The sequence below is a fragment of the Acinetobacter sp. DMC2 genome, from assembly GCF_056314305.1.
In genome coordinates this window covers 334282-356195 of sequence record NZ_JBQUYP010000004.1, presented here as the reverse complement: position 1 = coordinate 356195, position 21914 = coordinate 334282, and the positions used below count along the sequence as shown (strand labels likewise).

Below are 21914 nucleotides of genomic sequence, written 5' to 3'. Positions count from 1 at the left end.
GTTATCCCTCAAGTACCTGTTCTTGCGCCAAGCCTTCACGACAATATTCTGCCAAGGTGCTGAGTCTACGTTTGGCATTTTTATGAATCGGATTTTTTTCATCCCACGCATAACCAGCCAATAATGAAGAAATCATACGGCGAATGCCTTCATTTTGATTTTGCGAGAACACCACATCTTGGAACTCGCCTTCGTACCATGACTCAACATAGGCACGAAACACCTGAATACCACGGCGTAATGGTTTTTCATATTCTTCTAACCAGTCGATTTGCTCACCTTGTAAAACTCTTTCAACCAAAGGAACAGCCAAACTTGAAGATTTAAGAGCAATCGTTACACCTGATGAAAAGACTGGATCAAGAAACTCACCCGCATTACCTAATAGCGCATAGTTGCGGTCTGCCAAGTGTTTCACATTCGCTGAGTAGCCCACCAAAGTACGTACTGGTGTATCAAACTTTGCACGGCGTAGTACATGTGACAAGCTTGTTTCATCAGCCAAAATACGCTTAAACATTGCTTCAGGTTCATTATCTTCAGCATTTTCGACCGTGTGTTTGTCAAAAAAGTCTTGTTCTGCAACCACACCGAATGAAGCGCGTCCATCTGCAAATGGAATAAGCCAATACCATGCACGGTGGTCTTTTTCATGCACAGTAATTAAAATTTTATTACGATCAAACTCTGGGTCATCGGTAATTCCATCTTCAATATGGGTAAACAGTGCACGTCGTACCGGAAAATTTGATGGGCTCTCTAAATCTAATAACTTTGGCAAAATCCGCCCAAAACCACTCGCATCTAACAAGAATTTAGTTTGAATCTGATAACGTCGTTGTTCTTCATCTAACACGGTAAGTACAGGCTGTTCAGATGTAACATCAACATCTAAAACCTCATGTCCAAAGCGTATGTCTGCGCCATAAACTTGAGCCTGTTTTGCTAGCAAATTGTCAAAATCTGCACGGCGAACTTGCCAAGTTGTTCCCGGACCATCCGTAAATTTTTCTGTAAAGTCATAAAAACTACGCTGTTTGCCACGTAGAAAAGCTGCCCCATTTTTAAATTGAAAAGCATATTGTTCAACATGCTCACGGACTGTTTCTAATAAACCAGCCTCTTCTAAAAATCCCATAGACTGCGGTAGCAATGATTCACCAATCGAAAAACGAGGAAAATGCTGTTTTTCGATGACCGTAACGGTATAGCCCTTTTTTCGAAGAAGTGCAGCAGCAGAACTACCTGATGGCCCAGCCCCAATAATCACGACGTCAATTTTTTCTATAGTGCTCATAGCACAACTTCCTTTTTAATTTATTCAAATTATGAATGGTCTTGTAAATTTACAATATGTTTTTCATCTGCGGGGGTTAACAAAGTCGCATAGATAAACGAGAAAATAACCCCGAATAAAACCGTTAAACCAAAGCAATGAATTGCATAAGTATGGCTAAATGAAAGTAATCCAAAGCCAAGTAAAGTCGACATCATACATAAAAATAATGCCATTCCAACTACTTGCGGGTGATCATGTCCATGGCGGTAGAAAATTGCATAGTCGACACCAATCCCAATAATCAGGAAAGTTGCCATAATACTAAACAGGTTAATCTCGACACCTAACCATGCCTGAATAGCAAAAGTGCTCAGTAATGCCAAGCTGACTGGCAAGACCAAAGGCACAATCGAACTTAATCCATAAATAAGCGCCAAACCAACTGCCAGACCAATTAAGGCGTAAATCAGAAGATGTTGAGCCTGTACTCGATGTTCAGCAAACATTTGCGACATTTCGGTAATCGGTTGCTGAAAATGTATATGCTCATTCTGAAGCTGCTTCAACACGTCAGGCTGTTTTGCCCCTGTCACCATCACTAATCGCTCATTGGCTTGAGGTTGTAAAAAAGCTAAAGGATGATCTTTAAATACAGAAAAATCTAATAACGGTTGTGTCGCCAGTTGCTGTTGCCACTGTAAAACATCATTAAAATTTAGCCCCATGCTTTGTGCATATTGCTGCAAAGTTGCTTTAGGAATATTTCTTAATAGTTGTAGATTATTTTGCTGCTCTGCCAATGGTGGAATCCATTGTCCCAAAGCTTGAAATGCACTGATTTTCCCTTGTGACTGTAACTGTTGTAATTGCCCAATCAGTTGCTGCTCTTGTTGCTGCATTTCATTTGCCGATGCTGCACGCACCACAAAATAATCACTACTTTGTTGCTGGCCAAATTGCTCACGAACTGCTTGATCCTGCTGCTTTAAGCTCGCGTCCATACCTTGTAAATTACGAATATCATCATTACTTTTAAGATAGAAAAGACTCGCCGTACCTACTGCTAAAATGATTGCAATCAAGCCATAACGAATTTTGGCACGCTGCTGAAACCATAACCGTGCTTGTCCAATCCAAGACAATGCTTTTATTGCGGGCTGGGCATTGAGTGCAGGTAATCTTGGTAATAGCAGTACACTGCTGATCCACGCCGCAGTTAATCCTACAATTGAAAAGACTGCAATCTGCTTAAACCCAGGAAACGGAGTAAAACTCAAAAAGATGTAAGCAACCAATGTGGTCATTAAGCCCATAAACAAACTTGGTAATAGTGGTTTTAAAATTTGAAAACCACCAAGCTTTCTATGCTGCGATTGCATCGCCATAAAATAAAATGAAAAATCGACACAGACACCAATCAGACTCGCACCGAATACCAATGTCATCAGGTGAATTTCACCAAACATCCAGTGGGTCACGGCAAATGCCACAAAGCTTCCAGTCGAAACGGCAATAAACTCGGTCGCCAAAGGTCGCAGTGAGCGAAAGCCGAACAAAACCAGAAAAATTAAGCCCAATGTCGAACCAACACCAATGGTTGAGATTTCCTGTTTAGCCGATTGCGTCCCAAAATTTGAAAATAAAATAGTTCCAGTCCAATGAGATTTTAATCCCATTGCAGCTAACTTTTGCTTAGTTTGCTCAATCCAAGTAGAGGTCTGTTCTTGGTAATCAATATTGTATGGGCTTTGCGTCAACTGTAATACGAAAAGCCGAGAGATACCTTGCTCATGATGAATTGTGGCAAAACCCTGCTCCATTTCAATATCTTGTTGCGACGGGGTTGCCAACTGCATAGCATAACGAGGGAACAATAGTAGCGGGTCTTGCTTAAGTGATTCAGCAGTGACAGGCATGCCTGGACTCATCATCTGCATCAGACTTTGTTCAGTCAGCGCAGCATAATCCTTTTTTTGCAATAAGGCTTGATCTTGAGCACTCAACAAGCCTGCTCGATGTTGATACAACTGTTTTGCAAATTGATCAAAATCGAGTTGGGGCTTCAACGGTTGCCACAACTGGCTTTGCTTGGCCTGCGCTGTTAAGAAATGAGTCGCTTGTTGTATCGCAGCTTCATCTTTGGCATCTACCACCACAAATACTTTATTGTTGAGTTGCTCATTCATGTACTGCTGAGTACGTGCAAGTGCTGGGTCTTGCTGAACTTTAGGCAATAACGCAAAAATATTAGTTTGAATATGAATATCTTTATTCAGCCACGTTATGCCAAGCCCCACCGCGATCAGTAGCAGAGCAATTAACCAAAGCGCGGTGAACTTATTTTGCCAGTTGGAAAATCGCATGCTCAGCAGCCGTTAGAGTCGTCGGTTGAGAAGTCTGGTGACTAAAGCGAATGGTCGTTAAATTATTCGCTTTCTCGGTAATCACAATTTGGTTAACGTACTGTTGACCTTGAGCATCAACACGCACAAATAACTTTTTAAACAAGCTACTTTTCGGAGTTAAGCTCATGCTCCAACCCGCTGGACTATAATTCGAACTTACTACATTAAAATTCTTTGCCAAAGCCTGTTCATTACCAGACATGAGCTGTAAGAATAAAGTCGCGACCGAACTATATGGCGATTGATCAACTTGTATTTGGCTAAATGTACGCTGAGTTTTCTGTACCAATTTGGTTGGGGTAACGATCAAATCTGCTTGCACAGGTCGTTTGATTTGCCATGCTACACCATAAGATTTTGAGAACAACAAAGAGCCGTTCGATACAAAAGTTTTATTCAACGATGGCAATTTTTTTTGCTGTTCAAAATCAGCACGAACTGTAGGAGACTGTGACAGTTGCTGAAAAATTTGAGTGATCTGTGTTGGCGCTGCATAGACCGCACTTAAACTGCTCATCCAAACAGCAGCACCTAAACCTAAAGTTTTGATGAATTGAGACATCACGCATTCCTCTTCGGTTGAAACTCAGACCATGCATTCAAGCGATCAAACAAAACCTGTGGCGATTGAAAACACATTTCACGAGCTTCAATATTCACCGCTACCTGTGTGGTATAACCCTTGGTTAAACGTTTCCCTGACTCAGCATCAAAAATCAAATAATCAATTTTCAAACGGTTTTCCCATTCTTTTAAAATGGCCCGAACCCGAATCTTTTGTTCAAACTCAATACCGTATGCATAGCGAACATGGCTTTCAATCACAGGCCATGCATAGCCTGATTCTTTCATCTGCATATAGTTGTAATGAAATTGATCGAGCAATTTACAGCGAGCAATTTCAAAATATTTTAAATAGTGTCCATGCCAAACCACATTCATGGTATCGACATCATGAAATGGAATTTCAATGATTACATCTGCATGCATTGGCTCACCTTATCCCATAAATTCTGATTGATTAAACAATTCAAGTTGGTCTAAACGATCAACAATCTGTTGTAATTCGGTTTGTAATGGTCGGTCTTCTTCGACAAATGCAAAACTTTGTAAGGTCCATTGCATAAACGTTTGCAATGTTGGACTTAACTGTGTCGTTAAACCTTTCAGATGAATCGCCTGCACACTCGCACAGCAAAGAGCTGCAATAACTTGCTGTGTTAAGGTAATTACACGGCTCGCATCACGTGCAGCAATGGTTCCCATGCTGACTTTATCTTGGTTATGACATTCGGTTGAACGTGAAAAAATTGAAGCTGCCAAAGTGTTTTTCAAGGCTTCAGCCGTCCACGCTGATACTCCGATTTGTACCGCTTTAAAACCATGATTCAATGGTAAACGTTCAGCCGTTGCACCCGTTAAATTACGTGGTAAACCATGATTCATTTTATGATCGACTAGCTGTGCAATCTGTCTATCCATCAAATCAGCAATATTGGCAATCATAATTTTCAAGCTATCCATTGCCTGTGCAATGTGTCCACCGTAAAAATGACCGCCATGCAACACACGCATACCGACTGGATCAATCAATGGATTGTCGTTACTTGAATTCAGTTCATTTTCAATAAACTGACGTAACCATACTTTTGAATCTTCAAATACACCAATAATGTGTGGTGCACAGCGCAACGAATAACGGTCTTGCAAGCGTGGACTTTGATGTGCTGTTTGTACTTCACTGTTCAGCCAGTCACGTAATTGCTTAGCAATCTGTTGCTGCCCTGGATGAGGTTTCTGTGCAAACAGCACTTCATCAAAATGACTAGGATTACCTTCCAAGGCCAACACATTTAGAGCAGTAATTAAAGTACTCGCAAGTGCTATCTGCTCTGCTTTTTTATAGTTTAGACAAGCAATTGCCGTCATCACCGCTGTGCCGTTCATGAGCGCCAAACCTTCTTTAGGTCTAAGCATTAAAGGCTGCATATTCTTTTCAGTATAGACTTGAGCAACTGGAACAGTTTGTCCATTAACATAGACATCACGCTCACCAACTAAAGTTCCCGCAATATAAGACAACGGTGTTAAGTCACCACTTGCTCCGACTGAACCTTCAGATGGAATGACTGGAATTACATTTTCATTCAGCAACCAAACTAAGCGTTCCAGCAAAGCGATCGACACACCTGAATAACCGCGAGCCAATGAACATAAACGTGTCACGACTACTGCACGTGCAGTGATGACATCTAAATTTTCACCTAAACCACAACCATGAAAGCGTGAAAGATGTAGCGGTAGTTCATTAACCTGATGTAATGGCACTTCAACCAAACATGAGTCACCATAACCCGTGGTCACACCGTAGATAACCCCTTCTTCTTCAAGGAGCTGATCGAGAAAATCAGCGCCTTTTTGAATCAGTTCACGCCATTCAGACGTTTCTGGTAAAGCAACCTGACATTCGCCTCTGGCTACAGAAACGACATCTTCAATACTCAGTGGTTGTTCACCTACGGTTAACACACGCATGTTATTTCGTCCAAAAATTATAAAAATTAAACCATTGATAAGGGGCACGCAGACAATGCTGTTCTAGTACGGCAACATATGTTTTAGTGATGGTTTGCATACTTTCAATACGGTTAGCACGAGGTAAATTTATCTGCTCAGCAATTGAATGGATATGCACTTGAAACTGCTGTTGCACCCGATAGCAAAACACCGCAATAACAGGCACTTTGAGTAAATTTGCTAAAATCCATGCACCTTGTGGGAAAGCTGCTGACTCCCCTAAAAAATCAACATGCTGTACACGATCTGACTGCACAGGCACTCGATCTGCCGCCACAATGACCCACTCACCTTGTTGCATCTTGTCTTGCAATAGCATTGCAGTTTCAATACCCAGCTCATCAACTGATAAAAGACACACATCTGCCTTATCATTTATTTTTTTCAAAAACTCATTAAATTTGGTCGCGTGCTTTTGGTAAACCAGCACATTAATTTTCTGTGGATGCTCTGACTTAATTGCTCGAAGCAATTCAATATTGCCGAAGTGAGAGACAACAATCAGAGCACCTTTTTGATAATGCTGAGAGAAGTTTTCATGTCCAAAAACTTGTAGCTCCTGCTCGGGAATATTGCCTAGCCAGCCCTCAATCTTATCTAAAATACATTCGCCAAATTGCATGAAATGCGCGTAGCTATTTGTCCAATTTGGTTGGTGATTAAACGGCGACTGTGATCCAGCAAAATGATGCAGTTTTTGTAAATAAAGTAAGGAAGCCTGTCTTGCTGTGGTAGCAAATAACCAGTACCACATAATAACGAAGTACATCACCAACTTGCATAACCAACGTCCACCAAAACGGTAAAACCATAACATCAGCATAAGGGGCAACATACCGCCTCGCTCTTTAATGTCGTTCCATTTTGGTGAAGCTGAATCTGTCATAGTCAACCTTGCAGCTTTTGTTTTAATAGCTTCGGTAAGCGAATCAACATGCCCATAAACAAAGTTGCATGCGCTTTGCTTAGCCCTAAGTTATCTCGCCAAGCATGAAAATGAGAAATCCCCTGCTCTGGATAAACCACAGGTGTTGGTACATTAATAAAAGGGGTATTTTCCCATTTTAAACGTACTAAAATTTCACTATCAAAACCCATACGTGGCTGAAATTTAGCACTATTTAACACCTTTACTGTGCTCTCAAGTGGATACACACGAAATCCGCACATACTGTCTTTAATTTCAAAAGACAAACTATTTAACCACACCCAAAAGTGGGTAATGTAACGGCCATATAAGCGTTTTTTAGGAATAGAGGCATCAAAATATGGCTGACCAATTACCATTGCATCTGGATTTTGTCGAGACTGCTCAATAAATTTTGGAATATCATCCCAGCAGTGTTGACCATCTGAATCGAGTTGTAATGCATGGCTTAAACCAAGCTCATAGGCTACACGTAAACCAGTTATTACGGCTTGTCCTTTACCCTTATTCACATCATGCTCAATAAGATGAATTTGAAAATATTGCTCTGCCAATGCTTTTAAAATTTGGCTACAAGCATCGTCACTTCCATCATTAACCAACACAATCGGTAGATCAAAACTGTCCAGATAAGAAATCAAATCTGCCAAATAATGTGGATGATTATAAACCGGAACAACAAAGCCGTAATTGGACTGCATTTTTTAATCCTCTACTTCTGTTTGCAAGGCAAATAATAGTCGCCCTGAAGCCAGAATCTGTTCTGAATCACGTAGTTCAAAACTCACTTTGTGCTCTTTTCGAGCAAGCTTGAGTTGTACCACGGCATACGGACGAATCAGGTTTTGAAATTTTAACTGCTCATATCCTTGACACCAGCTCAAATCAGACCAAATTGATTTAGCAAAATGTTGTAAAAAGCCTATTTGCCCAACCCCAGGATAAATCGGTTGTGTTGGGAAATGTCCTTTAAAACAAGCTAACTCAGGTGGAAACTCTAACTCCCAAATATAGTCATCTGAATTTTGAGACTGTGACAGCACCACGGGTTGTAAGATAGGCTTAAATAGAGTTTTCAAATAGTTTTTATTGAGTTTGGACTGAGTATTTTGTGGTAACTGGCTGAGGAAACGCCATTGACGAGGAATCGCGATCGTTTCCAAACTGTCTTTTAATTGTTGTTTTAAATGGCTGACAAAAGCTGGCTTACCTTGCTGTTGTAACTGCTCACGAGTTTGTTCTGTCAGAACAACAATACAACCCAATATTTGACGTTGCTCATGCTCAAGTACCAATACATGACAGTGTTTTACGACATCTAGAGCCTGAATACTTTGCTCAATCGCGTCTAGACTCAAACGCTTTTCTTCAAGTTTGACAATTCGATCTGTACGCCCCATTAACTTAAAGGTCTGCCACGTTTCATCTGTCCATGCTGCGCCATCACCTGTGCTAATCCAATCATTCTCAAAGGCGTGATTACTCTTAACCATAAGCTGTTGGTCTTCAATCCGAATAGCCACATTACTAAATGCAGTCCAAACATCTTCATCTTTAGCACGATGGGCAATACCACCAGTTTCTGAACTTCCCAAAACTTCAATAATCGGACGATTTAAGAAAGGGCGAACACCACTTTCTAGCTTACCACCAGAACTAAAGACCATTTGACAGTGTTGTAAAACGACATCGGTTGTCCAACGTTTTAATAATGCAGGACTTGAGATCAAATAATTGCTTAATCCCAACGTTTCTAATTGTTTTTGAGCTTGTACCACATCTTCTGGGAATGCCATTTGAGGCACATAAAAACTTCGACCAGTAGCAAGTGGTAGCAGTAATTTAAACAGTAATCCATAAATATGTTGATGACTAACCGTTGCAATCGCAATTGCATGTTCATCAAAACTAAAGCTTTGACTTAACCCTTGGACTTCGTTGAGTAATTGTTTGAGTGTTCTGGGAATTTTTTTAGGTTCCCCTGTTGAACCTGATGTATAAAAATAGAGTTGCGCCTGCTCTAAAAAAACATCGTCTAAGGTTAAAAATGAAGGAACAACTTTTTCAGTATTTTGGCGCTTTAAAAAATAAACCTGCTGTGCTGCAAAATCTTGTTCTAGTTCACGTACTCGATTTGGTGGTAAAAGTACTTGTTTTTTCGCTAGCAAAGCAGCAAAGAATAAAACCAGAAATTCATAGCTATCTGCTTCCCATAAAGCCCAAGTTAGATTTTCCATTTGAGCAATTGCAGCAGCTTGTAAGGCCACATCCTGCCAAAAGTAATTAAAACTGGTCGAGTGCAGAGCACCATCTATACAAAGTGGCTGAGCTGAATCGATGAATTTCTGAAAATGGCAATACATAGTTTTTAATTAATGATTTGAAGAATGTAAACGCTGATGTCGCTTACGCAAAATAAATTCACCAAGGAACAAAATGCCCATCAGCACATAAGAAATAAAGCCATTATAAATGACCCAAACCTGAGTTGAGGTAAAAAGCACAGTGCTTAACGCGATCAGTGCATTACAAAAAAAGAAAACACACCAAACTTTAGTCACCTGTCTGGTCCACTGCACCCCAGAATCAGGTAAATCAGGTTCAACGAGTCGGGCAAAGCGTTCAATCATAGACGGCGGCTTAATGAGTGTCAGCGAAAAAATAATTAATGCGCCTAAACTCATACCAACTGGATATAACTTTAACCACGCATGATTATGTGACAATAAGCTCAGACTGCCACAAACAATAGCAAAACCGGTTAAAGGCCATAATAAAGAGTTACCTTTGCCAAAAAGTCTGACGACACCCAGCCCGATGAGTAATAGACTTACCCAAATAAATTGACCGTGTGTCAAACTCCAACCCACAATAAAGGGATACAGCACAAAAAGTGCTGCAACTATCCCTTTAAGAATAAACTTCATTCAGCAGTCATGTTCTGAATAACCGTCACAACATCAAGTACGGTTCTCACATTTTTAAAGTCTTCAGGCTTTACTTGCTTACCTGTTAACTCTTTAATTTTTACAACTAAATCAACCGCATCAATACTGTCGACATCAAGATCAGAATAAAGGTTCGAATCGAGTTGAACAGTCTCTGGTTCAATTTCAAACAAATCTTCCATCCATTCACGGAGTTTAGTTAATACTTGCTCTTGAGATAACATCATCACGCTCCTTATGACTTCTGTTGTGCTTCAACTAAAGCAACCAAACTCTGGATTGATTTAAAATGCTGTTTGGTTTCATCCGACTCTGCATTTAAATGAATGTTGTAACGCTTTTTCAAAGCTAGTCCCAACTCAAGTGCATCAATCGAGTCTAATCCTAAACCTTCTCCAAATAGTGGCGCTTCTGTATCAATATCCGCAATAGTGATATCTTCAAGTGCCAAAACATCAATAATCATTTGCTTTAGTTCATCAGCAAGATTGCTCATTTCAAGATAACTCTTCATCAAAAATTTTATAAAAACTACGACTTAACTGACGAACTTGTTTAGGTCCTACTGTTAAATCGTCTAACAAATCTGATACCTGTACCGCATCTAAAACCTTAACCTCGATATGAAATGGTTGAGATGGTACGTGATACCATTTTTCATTCTTGGTTAATGTAGATGGTGTGCAGGTAATAATTACTGGACGAATTGGTACATTTGCGCGAATGGCAATATTGGCTGCGCCTCGCTGAAACTCATTTAGGGTCATCCCTTTTTCAGTGCGCGTTCCTTCCGGAAAAATTAAAAGAGAAGCCGCATTGTTTTCTTTTAGACGCTTTACACAGTCTTCAACAAACTGCTGAGAACCTGCATTTAAAATATAGCCTGCGCTTTGTACGGGTCCTTTGGTAAATGGGTTCGACCAAAGAGACTGCTTCACAACACAATTAGCCTGCTGCATCATACCAATTAGTACTACAACATCAATCAAAGTCGGATGATTGGCAATCACCAACTCTTGACGACTATTTTGTAGCTTTTCCAAGCCTTCTACCGAATAAGTCATGATGCCAAGTTTGACCATCATTTCGGTAAAGCCTTTGAAACTATGTTTAATCACATTTTGTGCACGCTGCTGACGCTCTTCAGAGTCAGAAGTTGTCGCATTTAGTACTGGTGCAATCACTGAGGCAATGGCCATACCACCCAGCCCAAAACTGGCAAAACTAAAACCAGTAGCAGCCACACGCCAGCAATAATTACTTTTTTGCTTGAGGTTTTTAAGATTTAGCATTTGTTCCACCCAAATGCAGATGTTAACTGGTCAGCATCCTGCCAAAAATGAGCAAAAGCAGGAGCATCTGCTTCATCTGTATGCATCCACGCAGTAATTTGTAAATTAGGTTGCTCTAGAGTAACGACAGCAGCCATTGTATAGGCAGAAAAATCGACTGCCTCAGCATAAATATTAGGTAATGGCTCATCATAAGCAACGACTAAAACCCGCTTGATATCAGTCATCGACTTTAAAAGTGCATACGCCTCAATCAAACTTTCAGTCCATGAACAGCTTAAGCTTGTAGAGGGAGTATCATCCTGACATAAAATAGAATAAAGCCCAGAAATTGCATTATGAACAGACGTTGAAAATTGTGTAGGCGATGGCGTTTGCTCATTTAAAACATCTTTTAAGATATTTAAAGTTTTGGCCTCATCACCATACTTTGACACCCAAACAATATAATCAGCTTTATTACCATCTAATGCACCGATCGCGCTATTTAAAGCAAGTTTAGCTAAGGGCGATAAGCGTCTGCGCTGCATCGCAGGGATGCAGTCGAGAGCTGCGTACGAGGGCTGAGCATGTGTAAATATAAGCTGAGCAAGATGTAATGTTACCATGCTAAAAAATGAACCCTAAGCCACGTTATTCTGTCGAAATATAAATTATTTTATAAAGATGCTGATTATAGCATTCGTTATAAAATTTACAAAAAATTACGTTTATTACTCACACTTTTTCATAACTCTTGGAATGTGCTCATTTATTTGCAATAAAAAACCCAAAGAAAACTTTGGGTTTTTGAACGTTAAAAAGCTTAACGATTAAATTTTTTCTCTGCTTTTTTAAATTTCTGAATGTAGCGACGACGACGCGCAGCAGTACGTTCATCAATTTGACTCTTACGACCTTCAAACGGGTTTTCAGAAGTTTTAAAGTCAATACGAACTGGTGTACCTTCAAGTTTATATACTTTACGGAACACGTTTTCTAAGTAACGACGATAATCCGCAGGAGTCTTATCAACCTTATTACCATGGATCACAATCGTTGGTGGGTTCTGTCCACCCATATGCGCGTAACGCATTTTAATACGTTTTCCACTCACCATTGGCGGTTGATGTGCATCTGTAGCATCATTCAAGATTTGGGTTAATTTCGCAGGTGAAACTTTTAAATGCGATGAATCATAAGCACGGTGAATAGTTGGATACATATCCCCTACACCCGTACCATGCAATGCAGAAATAAGGTGTACTTTCGCCCATGGAATAAAGTCAAAACGACGATCAACATCCAATTTACATTGTTTGCGATCATATTCGGTCATGTTATCCCATTTATTAATAGCGATCATCATGGCACGCCCAGCTTCAAGTGCGTAACCAATTAAATGCAAATCTTGCTCAACAACTCCTTCACGAGCATCGAGAACTACCACAACCACATGTGCGTCTTTAATGGCTTGTAGCGTTTTCACAATTGAGAATTTCTCAATCATTTCTTCTACTTTACCCTTACGACGCACACCAGCTGTGTCAATTAATGTGTATTGACGACCATCACGTTCAAAAGGAATATAAATCGAATCGCGGGTTGTACCAGGTTGGTCAAATGCTACTACACGATCTTCGCCAAGTAATCGATTGACCAAGGTAGATTTACCAACGTTTGGACGACCAATAATAGCTAAGCGTAAACCTGTTGCTTTGTCATGTTCTTCTTCGCTTTCGTCTTCAGGAACATTCTCAAGAACATCTTCAAGCATTTGCTGCACGCCACGACCATGGCTGGCAGCAACTTGTAAAGGTTCACCCATACCAAGTTTGTAGAATTCAACCAAAGCCGCTTCTGCATGAACACCATCTACCTTGTTTGCAACAAGATAAATTTTCTTGCCCAAAGTACGTAGTTCACGGGCAATTTGCTCATCTGAAGCCAATAAACCAGCACGAGCATCAACCACAAAAATAATGATATCTGCTTCATTAATTGCCGTTTTTGACTGCTCGGCCATGTAGTTATCAATACCGCCCTCATTTTCCCCAATACCGCCAGTATCAACGACAATGAAAGACTTATTCTGATAAGTCGCATCACCATATTTACGGTCACGAGTCAGGCCCGCGAAGTCGGCTACAAGTGCATCACGACTCTTGGTAATCTGGTTAAATAACGTTGATTTTCCGACATTCGGACGACCAATGAGCGCAATAACGGGTTTCATACAATAACCTTAATTCAAGACCAGCCATATTTCATGGCATGAGCATTAAAAACAGTACAGGAGATATATTTTAAGGTCAGAGATGACCATAATAAAAGACGGGGCTTTGAACTGATTTAATTCAAACACCCCGATATTTTTAACAGCATAATTTGTTAAGCGCTTATTTTAGCACAAGCAAACGAAATTAACGATTCTGCCAAATACTTAAATCACCTTTTCGGGTCGAAACATAAAGTTGATTCTCGATAACACGCAATGTGTTAACTTCTCCACTTGTTTTTGAACGACCAATTAACTTACCTGTTGTTGGTTCAACAAGATGTAATACGCCATCTAAATCACCTACAACAAGATCTTGTCCTAGCACAACTGGATTACTTAAATGACGGTTTAACAAACTATCATTTTCCCAGATTTTTTCACCAGATGCTAAATCGTAAGCTGTTAACTTACCATCTGTTGAAGAGACAAATACTTTATTGTCATAAACTTCTGGACGTTTAGTACTGCTCGAATCTTCACTCCAAACGACACGTTGAGAAGCAAGATCGGTTACAGTCACTTGACCTTGGAAACTGGTCGTTACCATAAACTGTCCAGCTACAGTAGGATCACCATCGATATCAATTAAACGTTGAATATCAGAACGACCTTCACTTACCGCAACACGACGTTGGAAACGTGGAATACCACTAATGGTATCAATTGCATAAACATATGCATTCGCAGAAGCAATTAATACAGTACGAGGATCAAGGCTCACTGGTGATGCCTGACCACGCAAACTAAATTGGACATTCGGTAACTTATAAGCCCAAACTTGTTGGCCTGAAGTAGCATCATGCGCAAATACAGTACCATCATTCGCAATGGTAATAACACGTCCAGATTGAACCAATGACGGGCTTAACAATGCGCCAGATAACTGTGCAGTCCACTTCTGTTCGCCTGTTGCCTGATCTAGTGCAAAGAGTTGACCTTTACTGTTACCAACAACAACAATTCCTTCAGCAGCTTCAACACCAGAACTCAAGCCTAATTTGCTGACTTTCTTTTCCCAAATGCGTTGTTTACCACGATATGCAGCGACTTCACCTTTTGGATCAAGAGTAAAAACCACACCATCGTTTGCATCAAGTTGCAAACGTAATGGATCAGCTTTATCAGTAGAAGAAACACTACGCGAAAACACTGGCGTTAAGGTCTTTTTCGACTCGGTCAATTTCGGTAGAGGATTAGGTTTAACTTCTTTTACTTTATTACTAGAACATCCCACCAGTACAGCCGATGCGATTGCAATTGCCAAAGGCAGTTTGAATTTCTGATTCATTAAGACTCTTCCACCTGTGTTTCCAAAATTGGGCGCTCAATCTGTGGATCTTCAACTAAAACGCCAACACTTTCGAGTTTAATTTGTAAAATTTGTCGCTCTTGTTTACGTTCTAGTAACGAATTCCAAGCTGCCTGATACGCTTTTTTAGCAGAATCAACATCTTTCTTAGCAACAAAGATATCACCACGTAACTCTTCTACCGTTGCTTTAAACGCAGGATCGACGTTACCAGACAGAGTTTTTAGTGCTTCATCATATTTGTTTTGCGCCAATTGTGCATCTGCTAAACGCAATTTTACAACCTGAATCAAACCTTCATCTTTAACTTTTGAATTTTCAACTTTCTTTAAGGCTTTTTCAGCAGCAGCATAATCTTGTTTTTCATAGGCTAATTTTGCTAATACAAACTGAGTCTGTATAGCCTGAACAGAGTCGATATCATCTTTTACAATTTTATCAGCTGATGCAGTTACTGAACTTAAAGCATTCGGATTATCGGCACTCGCATTTGCCTCATCCATTAACTGCTGTACTTTTGCAGTTTCTACCTGACTAGTTGCCAGATTCTTTTTTTGCCAGTATGTCCACCCAAAAAAGGCAATCAACGCAATGAGAATTCCGCTAATCATGGCAGAACCATATTTTTTGGCGAACGACTTTAAGCTGTCGAATTGTTCTTCATCACTTAAGCTCATGTGATTGTCCTTTTCCAGATGTTCAGTTTATTTTGTAAATTTTTGGATTAAAAATGGTACGAGGTCAGCAATTGCGACTTGTGACTGTTCAGCTGTTGCTAACTCTTTAATAGCAAGCTGCTGTGCTTCCCACTCTCGTTCCCCTAAAATCAAAGCAAAGATTGCTCCAGCCTGATCAGCTTTTTTCATCTGGCTTTTCATGCTGCCTTGTGAACCTGTTTTGATGCGAATACTGCTATTTGTAGCTTCTAACTGGTCACGTAATTGTTCCGCTAAAATCAAAGCATTTGTTTGATAAGCAGGTTCTGCAACCAAGAAAACTTCACAATCACGAATAACTTCAGCTTGTTCAACTTGCTCAAGCAGAAGCAATAAACGCTCCATACCCATTGCAAAACCAACAGCTGGTACAGATTGATCTGGCTTACCTTTTAATTGGCCAACTAAACCGTCGTAGCGCCCACCAGCACATACTGTGCCTTGCGAACCAAGTGCTGTAGTCGTCCATTCAAAAACAGTCTTGTTGTAATAGTCTAGACCACGCACCAACTTCTGGTTAATTACAAACTGGATACCAGCAGCAGTCAAATAATCTTGTAACTGCTTAAAATGATCCAAACTATCTTCTTTTAAGAAATCATGCAATTTCGGCGCATTTTCCAGAATTTTCTGAGTAGATTCAATTTTAGAATCTAAAATGCGTAATGGATTTGTTGTTAAGCGACGCTGCGAATCTTCATCCAACGCATCTTTATGCTCATTTAAAAAAGCAACTAATGCATTGCGATACTCTGTACGCTCATCAGTTTCGCCTAAAGTATTCAACTCAAGCTGAACCTTATCAGCAACGCCCATACGTTTCCATAAGCGAGCTGTCAACATAATCAATTCAGCATCAATGTCAGGAGTCGCAACACCAAAAGTTTCCACACCAAACTGATGGAACTGACGGTAACGCCCTTTTTGTGGTTTTTCATAACGGAACATAGGTCCCATATACCACACGCGTGGCGTAGCGCCGCGCAACAAATTATGTTCAACCAACGCACGAACACAGCCAGCTGTACCTTCCGGTCGTAAGGTTAATGACTCTGGTGGGTTACCTTTGTCGAAAAAGGTGTACATTTCTTTTTCAACAATATCAGTGGCATCACCAATAGCACGTTTAAACAAGCCCGTTTGCTCAACGATTGGTAAACGAATTTGCTGATACCCATAAGCATCCATTAAAGATGCTAAATGTTGCTCAAGACGTCTCCACGCTACTGTTTGCGTTGGCAAGACGTCATTAAAACCTTTGATTGCGACAATTGAACTCATGATGAACTACGAATAATTTCTTTAGATTTAGCTTCTTCAAGCTCTTGGACACGTTGACGAACCATTGTTTCGATTTCATCAACCAATTGATCGGTATCGATTAAATGGCTTTTCTCACCATTACGATAAACCAGTGAGCGAGGCGCAGCCCCAACAACCCCGATATCAGCTTCTTTTGCTTCACCCGGGCCATTTACCTTACAACCAATCACTGACACATCCATTGGAGTACGAATATCTTCTAAACGTTCTTCCAAAGCTTGCATCACTTGAATAACGTTAAATTCTTGGCGCGAACAACTCGGACACGCAATGAAGTTAATCCCGTTAGAGCGTAGACCAAGCGATTTTAAGATATCAAAACCTATCTTGATTTCATCTTCTGGTTCGGCAGCAAGCGAAATACGCATTGTATCGCCAATACCTTCCATCAATAATCCGCCAAGGGCAATCGCTGATTTCACAGTACCCGTACGGTAAATACCCGCTTCGGTAACACCAAGGTGTAATGGATTATCAATTTGCTGAGAAAGCAAGCGGTAAGCATCCATGGTTAAAAACACATTTGAGGCTTTTACACTAACTTTAAACTCATGGAAATCGAGGCGGTCTAAAATATCAATGTGACGTAAAGCTGATTCAAGAAGTGCTTGCCCAGTAGGCTCGCCATATTTTTTCTGTAAATCTTTTTCTAGAGAACCCGCATTCACACCAATACGCATTGAAATACCATGGTGACGTGCCGCAGCAACGACCTCGCGAACTTTCTGGTCTGACCCGATATTACCCGGATTAATACGCAAACAGTCTGCACCATAATCTGCAACTGCTAAGGCAATTCTATGGTCAAAATGAATATCGGCAACTAATGGTACTGAAACGCGCTTACGAATTGCGCCAAATGCCTCAGCAGCCTCCATAGATGGGACCGAAACACGCATAATATCAGCACCTGCATCAACGCAACGCTCAATCTGAGCAACGGTTGCATCAACATCGCAAGTTTCGGTGTTTGTCATACTTTGCACACTAATAGGTGCATCGCCACCGACATACACCGACCCAACACGAATTTTGCGTGTTGGTCGACGTTTAATTGGGTTCTCTATCATTGTATCGCTCAACTCATGGTATTAGCGGGATAAACGGAATTCAGCTTTACCGTTTACCGTATATGGAGACAATGAAATCTGTTCTTGGTTTAAACTTAATGACACGGCAGTTGCATCATCAAGACGAATCTGAAATGGAGACTCGCCATTTAAGTTTAAAGTTGATGACTGACGGCCTGTCGCCAAAACTTTACCTGTTGCATCAACAATATGAACAGACGTTGGACGGTTAAAGTTTAGCACCAATTGATCACCCACTGTTGATGTGGCATTTCCTTTCATAGGTAAAACTTCAACACTAGATTGATTTACTTTAGGTAAATCAGCATCTTCTTTCTTAGAAGTCCATTTTTGAATACCCATGACAATCAATGACACAACGGCAATAATCACGACTGCAAGAAGTGCTCGCTTCAACCATTTCTTATTACGGTCACTATTAGAACCAGGGAGTTTACCCATGATTTTAATCGGTGAATTATTTAAGGCATGGTTCGGTAAAAGCCCGGTATCATTTGCATAAATTTCATCAAAGCGCTGAATAATTGCCGTCGCATCTGTATTTAAATATTTTGCATATGAACGGTAATAACCCTTGATAAAAGTCGCTTCTGGCAATGACTTGTAATCATCTTGCTCTAAAGCAGTTAGAGTCTTAACCGGCATGTTTAAATCTGAAGAAACTTGCCCTAACTCTTTATTCTGAGCAACTCGAATTTGACGTAAATACTCACCAGGACGTTGAATATTTCCTAAAGCAGAAGTCGGTAAGCTTGAGCCAGTTGGCTGCTGTGAATTAGGATTTATTTCCATACGGCCTCAGTACTATACTGTAATTGCAAATAACGTTGATATTCTGGACTTTCCGGGAACAAAGCACGTAACTGGTTTACTAACACTTGCATTCCCATTTTATCCGCATTGGCTCGAGCCACTCTTACACCAATCCAAAGTGCTCTTGCACCCTGATTTTTCTGCCCCACTGTATGAACATATTGTTCATACATTTGTGTAGCAGCCGGAATCTGCTGCTGCAAATAAAAAATTTCCGCTAACTCTAACATTGAAATATAAGAGTCGCGGTTAGCAAGGAGTGCTTGTTTGAATGTTTTTTCAGCATTCGCAACATCACCCAATTTTAAATAAATACGTCCTAGATTTTCTAACGCCTGATAGCGTTGGTCATAACCTAATGTTGTACCAGCAATACGAAATTGCTCGATCGCATCATTATAGCGTTCCATTTGGTATAAATAAGTACCATAGTTATTATGTGCTTGAGCATTATCTGGTTCAGATGAAATTGCTCGTTTAAAGTAATGTTCTGCTTTTTCTAAGTTCGGCTTGCTACCTTCTTGCTGTAGCAGAATGCCCATCATCATATTTGCCATTGCATCGCGGTTATCGACACTTAAAGCTTGATCAAGAGCTCGCTTTGCTGAATCCAAGTCACCCGAACGGATATGTTCAGCAGCAAGTTGTGTACGCACTTTTACCGCTTTTTCTGGGTCTTTCTTTTGCACATGCGTTGTCTGGCAACCACTTACCAGAAATGCAACTGCAACCCCCATACATAATACCGTTTTTAACTTTGGAGTACTCAAAGCCTGCCCTCAATTTTATCCCTGTGTACGCAAAATCTCTTGACGCTGTGTGACTTTCTTCTGCCACTGTTCAGCACGACGAGTTCTATCGGCCACTTGACCGACTAACTGTCCACATGCAGCATCAATATCATCACCACGTGTTTGACGAATCGTACACACAAATCCAGCATCAGACAAAGTTTTTTGGAACGAGATAATTCGATTTCGGCTTGAGCGGCCATATGGTGCATGCGGGAACGGGTTAAATGGAATTAAATTAATTTTACTTGGTAAGTTTTTTAATAATTTAATCATTTGTTGTGCATGTTCAGGCTGATCATTCACACCCTCTAACATCACATATTCAATAGTCACATGTTTACGCGTACTTTCATTACCATCTTTGGCAATATAACGCTGACATGCTGCAATCAACTGAGCCAATGGATATTTTTTATTAATTGGCACTAGTTCATTACGTAATTCATCATTTGGTGCATGTAAAGAAATTGCTAAAGCAACATCAATGTCTTTTGCAAGTTGATCAATTTTAGGTACAACACCTGATGTTGATAAAGTCACACGACGCTTAGACATGCCATAAGCAAAGTCATCAAGCATAATCTGCATTGAGCTTAATACTGCATCATAGTTGAGCAATGGTTCACCCATACCCATCATCACGACATTGGTCACTGAACGCTCGCGCTCGGCAACGGGCACTTCTTCCATATAAGAATAGTTTGCCATCCAAAGTTGTCCAATGATTTCATCTGGCGTTAAATCACGTTGGAAACCTTGTTTGCCTGTTGAACAAAATGAACAATCTAATGCACAACCGACTTGTGACGAAATACACAAAGTCTTACGCAAGCCTGTTTTATCTTCGGCAGGAATTAATACAGTTTCAACTAAAGAACCTGCACCATCGCCCACACGAAAAACCCACTTACGTGTACCATCTTTTGAATAGTGACGGTGAACCACTTCAGGAGCTTTGATTTCACAAATTTGTTCAAGCTTCGCACGCAACTTCCCTGAAATATTGGTCATTTCAGCAAAATCAGTAATGAAGTATTGATGTATCCATTTCATCACCTGACCGGCACGAAACTTTTTCTCACCAATATCTTCAAAGAATTTTTCTAATTCAGTACGAGACATGCCGAGTAAATTCACTTTATTTTCGGCAGCAGGAATGACCAGCGTGGAGGAAGATTGCTGCTGTCCATCAAGATTTTCAGATGAAACGACCTCTGCAGAACTCATGTGTATTTACCTAAACCATGTCAAAAAACTGAAGATATTGTTCAAGAATCAAACAATATTCTCTTGAGAGAATAAAAAAACCAGATAAGTAGTATACCACTTATCTGGTTTGAATGCTTTCGATTAACGAGTGCGTGGGCAGATCTCGTTGTCAGCAAAGAAGTAAGCAATTTCACGCTCTGCAGAAGCAACTGAGTCAGAACCGTGAGCAGCGTTTTCGTCGATGCTTACAGCAAAGTCAGCACGGATCGTGCCAGGAGCAGCTTCTTTAGGGTTTGTAGCGCCTAAGATTTCACGGTGTGCAAGAACTGCATTTTCGCCTTCAAGAACAGATACTACAACTGGACCAGAAGTCATGAATGCAACTAAGTCACCAAAGAAACCACGTTCTTTATGCTCAGCATAGAAACCTTCAGCATCAGCTTGAGAAAGGTGTTTCATTTTAGTCGCAACAATTTTTAAACCCGCTTTTTCAAAACGAGCAAAAATATCACCGATGTGGTTTTTAGAAACTGCATCAGGTTTTACGATAGACAAAGTACGTTCAATAGCCATGAGTGGCTCCTTTATTTTAAAATTTAAACATTAAAAAATTTGCCGCATTATACCGATGTCATAGGCAATAATCAGCTTTGAATGTGTAAAAGTTGTGATTTTTTCTACTGTTTTTAGCGAACTTCGTCTATCCAGGCCATTTGAATCCCTTCTAGCAATCCTTCTGTCGATTTATTTGGGTCATCATTGAAGTCTGGCAATGCGCACACCCATGCATGTAAATCGGTAAAACGAATCCATTGCGGATCAACTTCTGGATGTGCTTCTGACAATTCAATGGCAATATCAATCGTATCTGTCCAACGTAAGCCCATAGCGGCTCCTATCTGTTTAATCTGCTAAATCACGAACTGTGTACTTTAGCAAATCCACAAACCTAATCGATAGCTTAAGCTGA

General features: G+C 40.4%; 23 protein-coding genes. All 23 read right to left on the bottom strand.

Going from position 1 to position 21914, the window contains the following annotated elements; all coding sequences use genetic code 11:
- Window position 1: 1 nt before the first annotated feature.
- Window positions 2–1297: an NAD(P)/FAD-dependent oxidoreductase gene (locus tag ACT53H_RS10760; protein WP_476009216.1), complete on the bottom strand. Its 1296-nt coding sequence runs from the start codon at window positions 1295–1297 to the stop codon at window positions 2–4.
- A 29-nt stretch (window positions 1298–1326) separates the two neighbouring features.
- Complete coding sequence (locus ACT53H_RS10755) at window positions 1327–3642, bottom strand: MMPL family transporter (RefSeq protein ID WP_476009215.1); 2316 nt, start codon at window positions 3640–3642, stop codon at window positions 1327–1329.
- Window positions 3617–4246: a LolA family protein gene (locus ACT53H_RS10750; protein WP_174726921.1), complete on the bottom strand. Its 630-nt coding sequence runs from the start codon at window positions 4244–4246 to the stop codon at window positions 3617–3619. Before ACT53H_RS10750 ends, ACT53H_RS10755 begins: the two co-directional genes overlap by 26 nt.
- Window positions 4246–4674 (bottom strand): acyl-CoA thioesterase, encoded by a 429-nt coding sequence (locus tag ACT53H_RS10745; protein ID WP_000542808.1) that lies wholly within the window; start codon window positions 4672–4674, stop codon window positions 4246–4248. Before ACT53H_RS10745 ends, ACT53H_RS10750 begins: the two co-directional genes overlap by 1 nt.
- A gap of 9 nt (window positions 4675–4683) precedes the next feature.
- The gene (locus ACT53H_RS10740) at window positions 4684–6219 is read right to left on the bottom strand and encodes an HAL/PAL/TAL family ammonia-lyase (RefSeq protein ID WP_476009214.1); all 1536 of its coding nucleotides are present in this window, start codon (window positions 6217–6219) and stop codon (window positions 4684–4686) included.
- 1 nt (window position 6220) lies between these two features.
- Entirely contained in the window at window positions 6221–7147 is a 927-nt protein-coding gene (locus tag ACT53H_RS10735; RefSeq protein ID WP_476009213.1) for an LpxL/LpxP family acyltransferase, read from the bottom strand.
- Window positions 7148–7149: 2 nt separating this feature from the next.
- The gene (locus ACT53H_RS10730) at window positions 7150–7890 is read right to left on the bottom strand and encodes a glycosyltransferase family 2 protein (RefSeq protein WP_476009212.1); all 741 of its coding nucleotides are present in this window, start codon (window positions 7888–7890) and stop codon (window positions 7150–7152) included.
- Between the two features lie 3 nt (window positions 7891–7893).
- Window positions 7894–9552 (bottom strand): ApeI family dehydratase, encoded by a 1659-nt coding sequence (locus tag ACT53H_RS10725; protein ID WP_476009211.1) that lies wholly within the window; start codon window positions 9550–9552, stop codon window positions 7894–7896.
- 9 nt (window positions 9553–9561) lie between these two features.
- On the bottom strand, window positions 9562–10116 hold the full coding sequence (locus ACT53H_RS10720) for a COG4648 family protein (RefSeq protein WP_111855481.1): 555 nt from the start codon (window positions 10114–10116) through the stop codon (window positions 9562–9564).
- Window positions 10113–10367, bottom strand: coding sequence for an acyl carrier protein (locus tag ACT53H_RS10715; RefSeq protein ID WP_001987856.1), 255 nt, complete (start codon window positions 10365–10367; stop codon window positions 10113–10115). Before ACT53H_RS10715 ends, ACT53H_RS10720 begins: the two co-directional genes overlap by 4 nt.
- 5 nt (window positions 10368–10372) lie before the next feature.
- Complete coding sequence (locus tag ACT53H_RS10710; protein WP_000067033.1) at window positions 10373–10633, bottom strand: phosphopantetheine-binding protein; 261 nt, start codon at window positions 10631–10633, stop codon at window positions 10373–10375.
- A 1-nt stretch (window position 10634) separates the two neighbouring features.
- Window positions 10635–11438 (bottom strand): lysophospholipid acyltransferase family protein, encoded by an 804-nt coding sequence (locus ACT53H_RS10705; RefSeq protein WP_104075002.1) that lies wholly within the window; start codon window positions 11436–11438, stop codon window positions 10635–10637.
- Entirely contained in the window at window positions 11423–12037 is a 615-nt protein-coding gene (locus tag ACT53H_RS10700) for a beta-ketoacyl synthase chain length factor (RefSeq protein ID WP_476009210.1), read from the bottom strand. Before ACT53H_RS10700 ends, ACT53H_RS10705 begins: the two co-directional genes overlap by 16 nt.
- Window positions 12038–12234: 197 nt before the next feature.
- Window positions 12235–13644, bottom strand: coding sequence for a ribosome biogenesis GTPase Der (gene der, locus ACT53H_RS10695; protein ID WP_004794708.1), 1410 nt, complete (start codon window positions 13642–13644; stop codon window positions 12235–12237).
- A gap of 187 nt (window positions 13645–13831) precedes the next feature.
- Window positions 13832–14977, bottom strand: coding sequence for an outer membrane protein assembly factor BamB (bamB, locus tag ACT53H_RS10690; RefSeq protein WP_049837905.1), 1146 nt, complete (start codon window positions 14975–14977; stop codon window positions 13832–13834).
- Complete coding sequence (locus ACT53H_RS10685) at window positions 14977–15675, bottom strand: YfgM family protein (protein ID WP_004794712.1); 699 nt, start codon at window positions 15673–15675, stop codon at window positions 14977–14979. The genes bamB and ACT53H_RS10685 overlap by 1 nt, the downstream gene beginning before the upstream one ends.
- 27 nt (window positions 15676–15702) lie before the next feature.
- Window positions 15703–16995, bottom strand: a complete 1293-nt coding sequence (gene hisS / locus ACT53H_RS10680; protein WP_476009209.1) for a histidine--tRNA ligase — start codon at window positions 16993–16995, stop codon at window positions 15703–15705.
- On the bottom strand, window positions 16992–18107 hold the full coding sequence (ispG, locus tag ACT53H_RS10675; protein WP_004698760.1) for a flavodoxin-dependent (E)-4-hydroxy-3-methylbut-2-enyl-diphosphate synthase: 1116 nt from the start codon (window positions 18105–18107) through the stop codon (window positions 16992–16994). Before ispG ends, hisS begins: the two co-directional genes overlap by 4 nt.
- Window positions 18108–18128: 21 nt before the next feature.
- Window positions 18129–18920 (bottom strand): helix-turn-helix domain-containing protein, encoded by a 792-nt coding sequence (locus ACT53H_RS10670; protein WP_151964001.1) that lies wholly within the window; start codon window positions 18918–18920, stop codon window positions 18129–18131.
- The gene (gene pilW, locus ACT53H_RS10665; RefSeq protein WP_216069900.1) at window positions 18911–19711 is read right to left on the bottom strand and encodes a type IV pilus biogenesis/stability protein PilW; all 801 of its coding nucleotides are present in this window, start codon (window positions 19709–19711) and stop codon (window positions 18911–18913) included. The genes ACT53H_RS10670 and pilW overlap by 10 nt, the downstream gene beginning before the upstream one ends.
- A gap of 15 nt (window positions 19712–19726) precedes the next feature.
- Window positions 19727–20962, bottom strand: a complete 1236-nt coding sequence (gene rlmN / locus ACT53H_RS10660) for a dual-specificity RNA methyltransferase RlmN (protein ID WP_004794719.1) — start codon at window positions 20960–20962, stop codon at window positions 19727–19729.
- A 123-nt stretch (window positions 20963–21085) separates the two neighbouring features.
- Window positions 21086–21517 carry a nucleoside-diphosphate kinase gene (ndk, locus tag ACT53H_RS10655; protein WP_003654870.1) on the bottom strand — a complete coding sequence of 144 codons (432 nt, stop codon included), beginning with the start codon at window positions 21515–21517 and terminating at the stop codon, window positions 21086–21088.
- A gap of 113 nt (window positions 21518–21630) precedes the next feature.
- Window positions 21631–21831 carry a Fe-S cluster assembly protein IscX gene (gene iscX, locus ACT53H_RS10650; protein ID WP_003654869.1) on the bottom strand — a complete coding sequence of 67 codons (201 nt, stop codon included), beginning with the start codon at window positions 21829–21831 and terminating at the stop codon, window positions 21631–21633.
- Window positions 21832–21914: the final 83 nt, after the last annotated feature.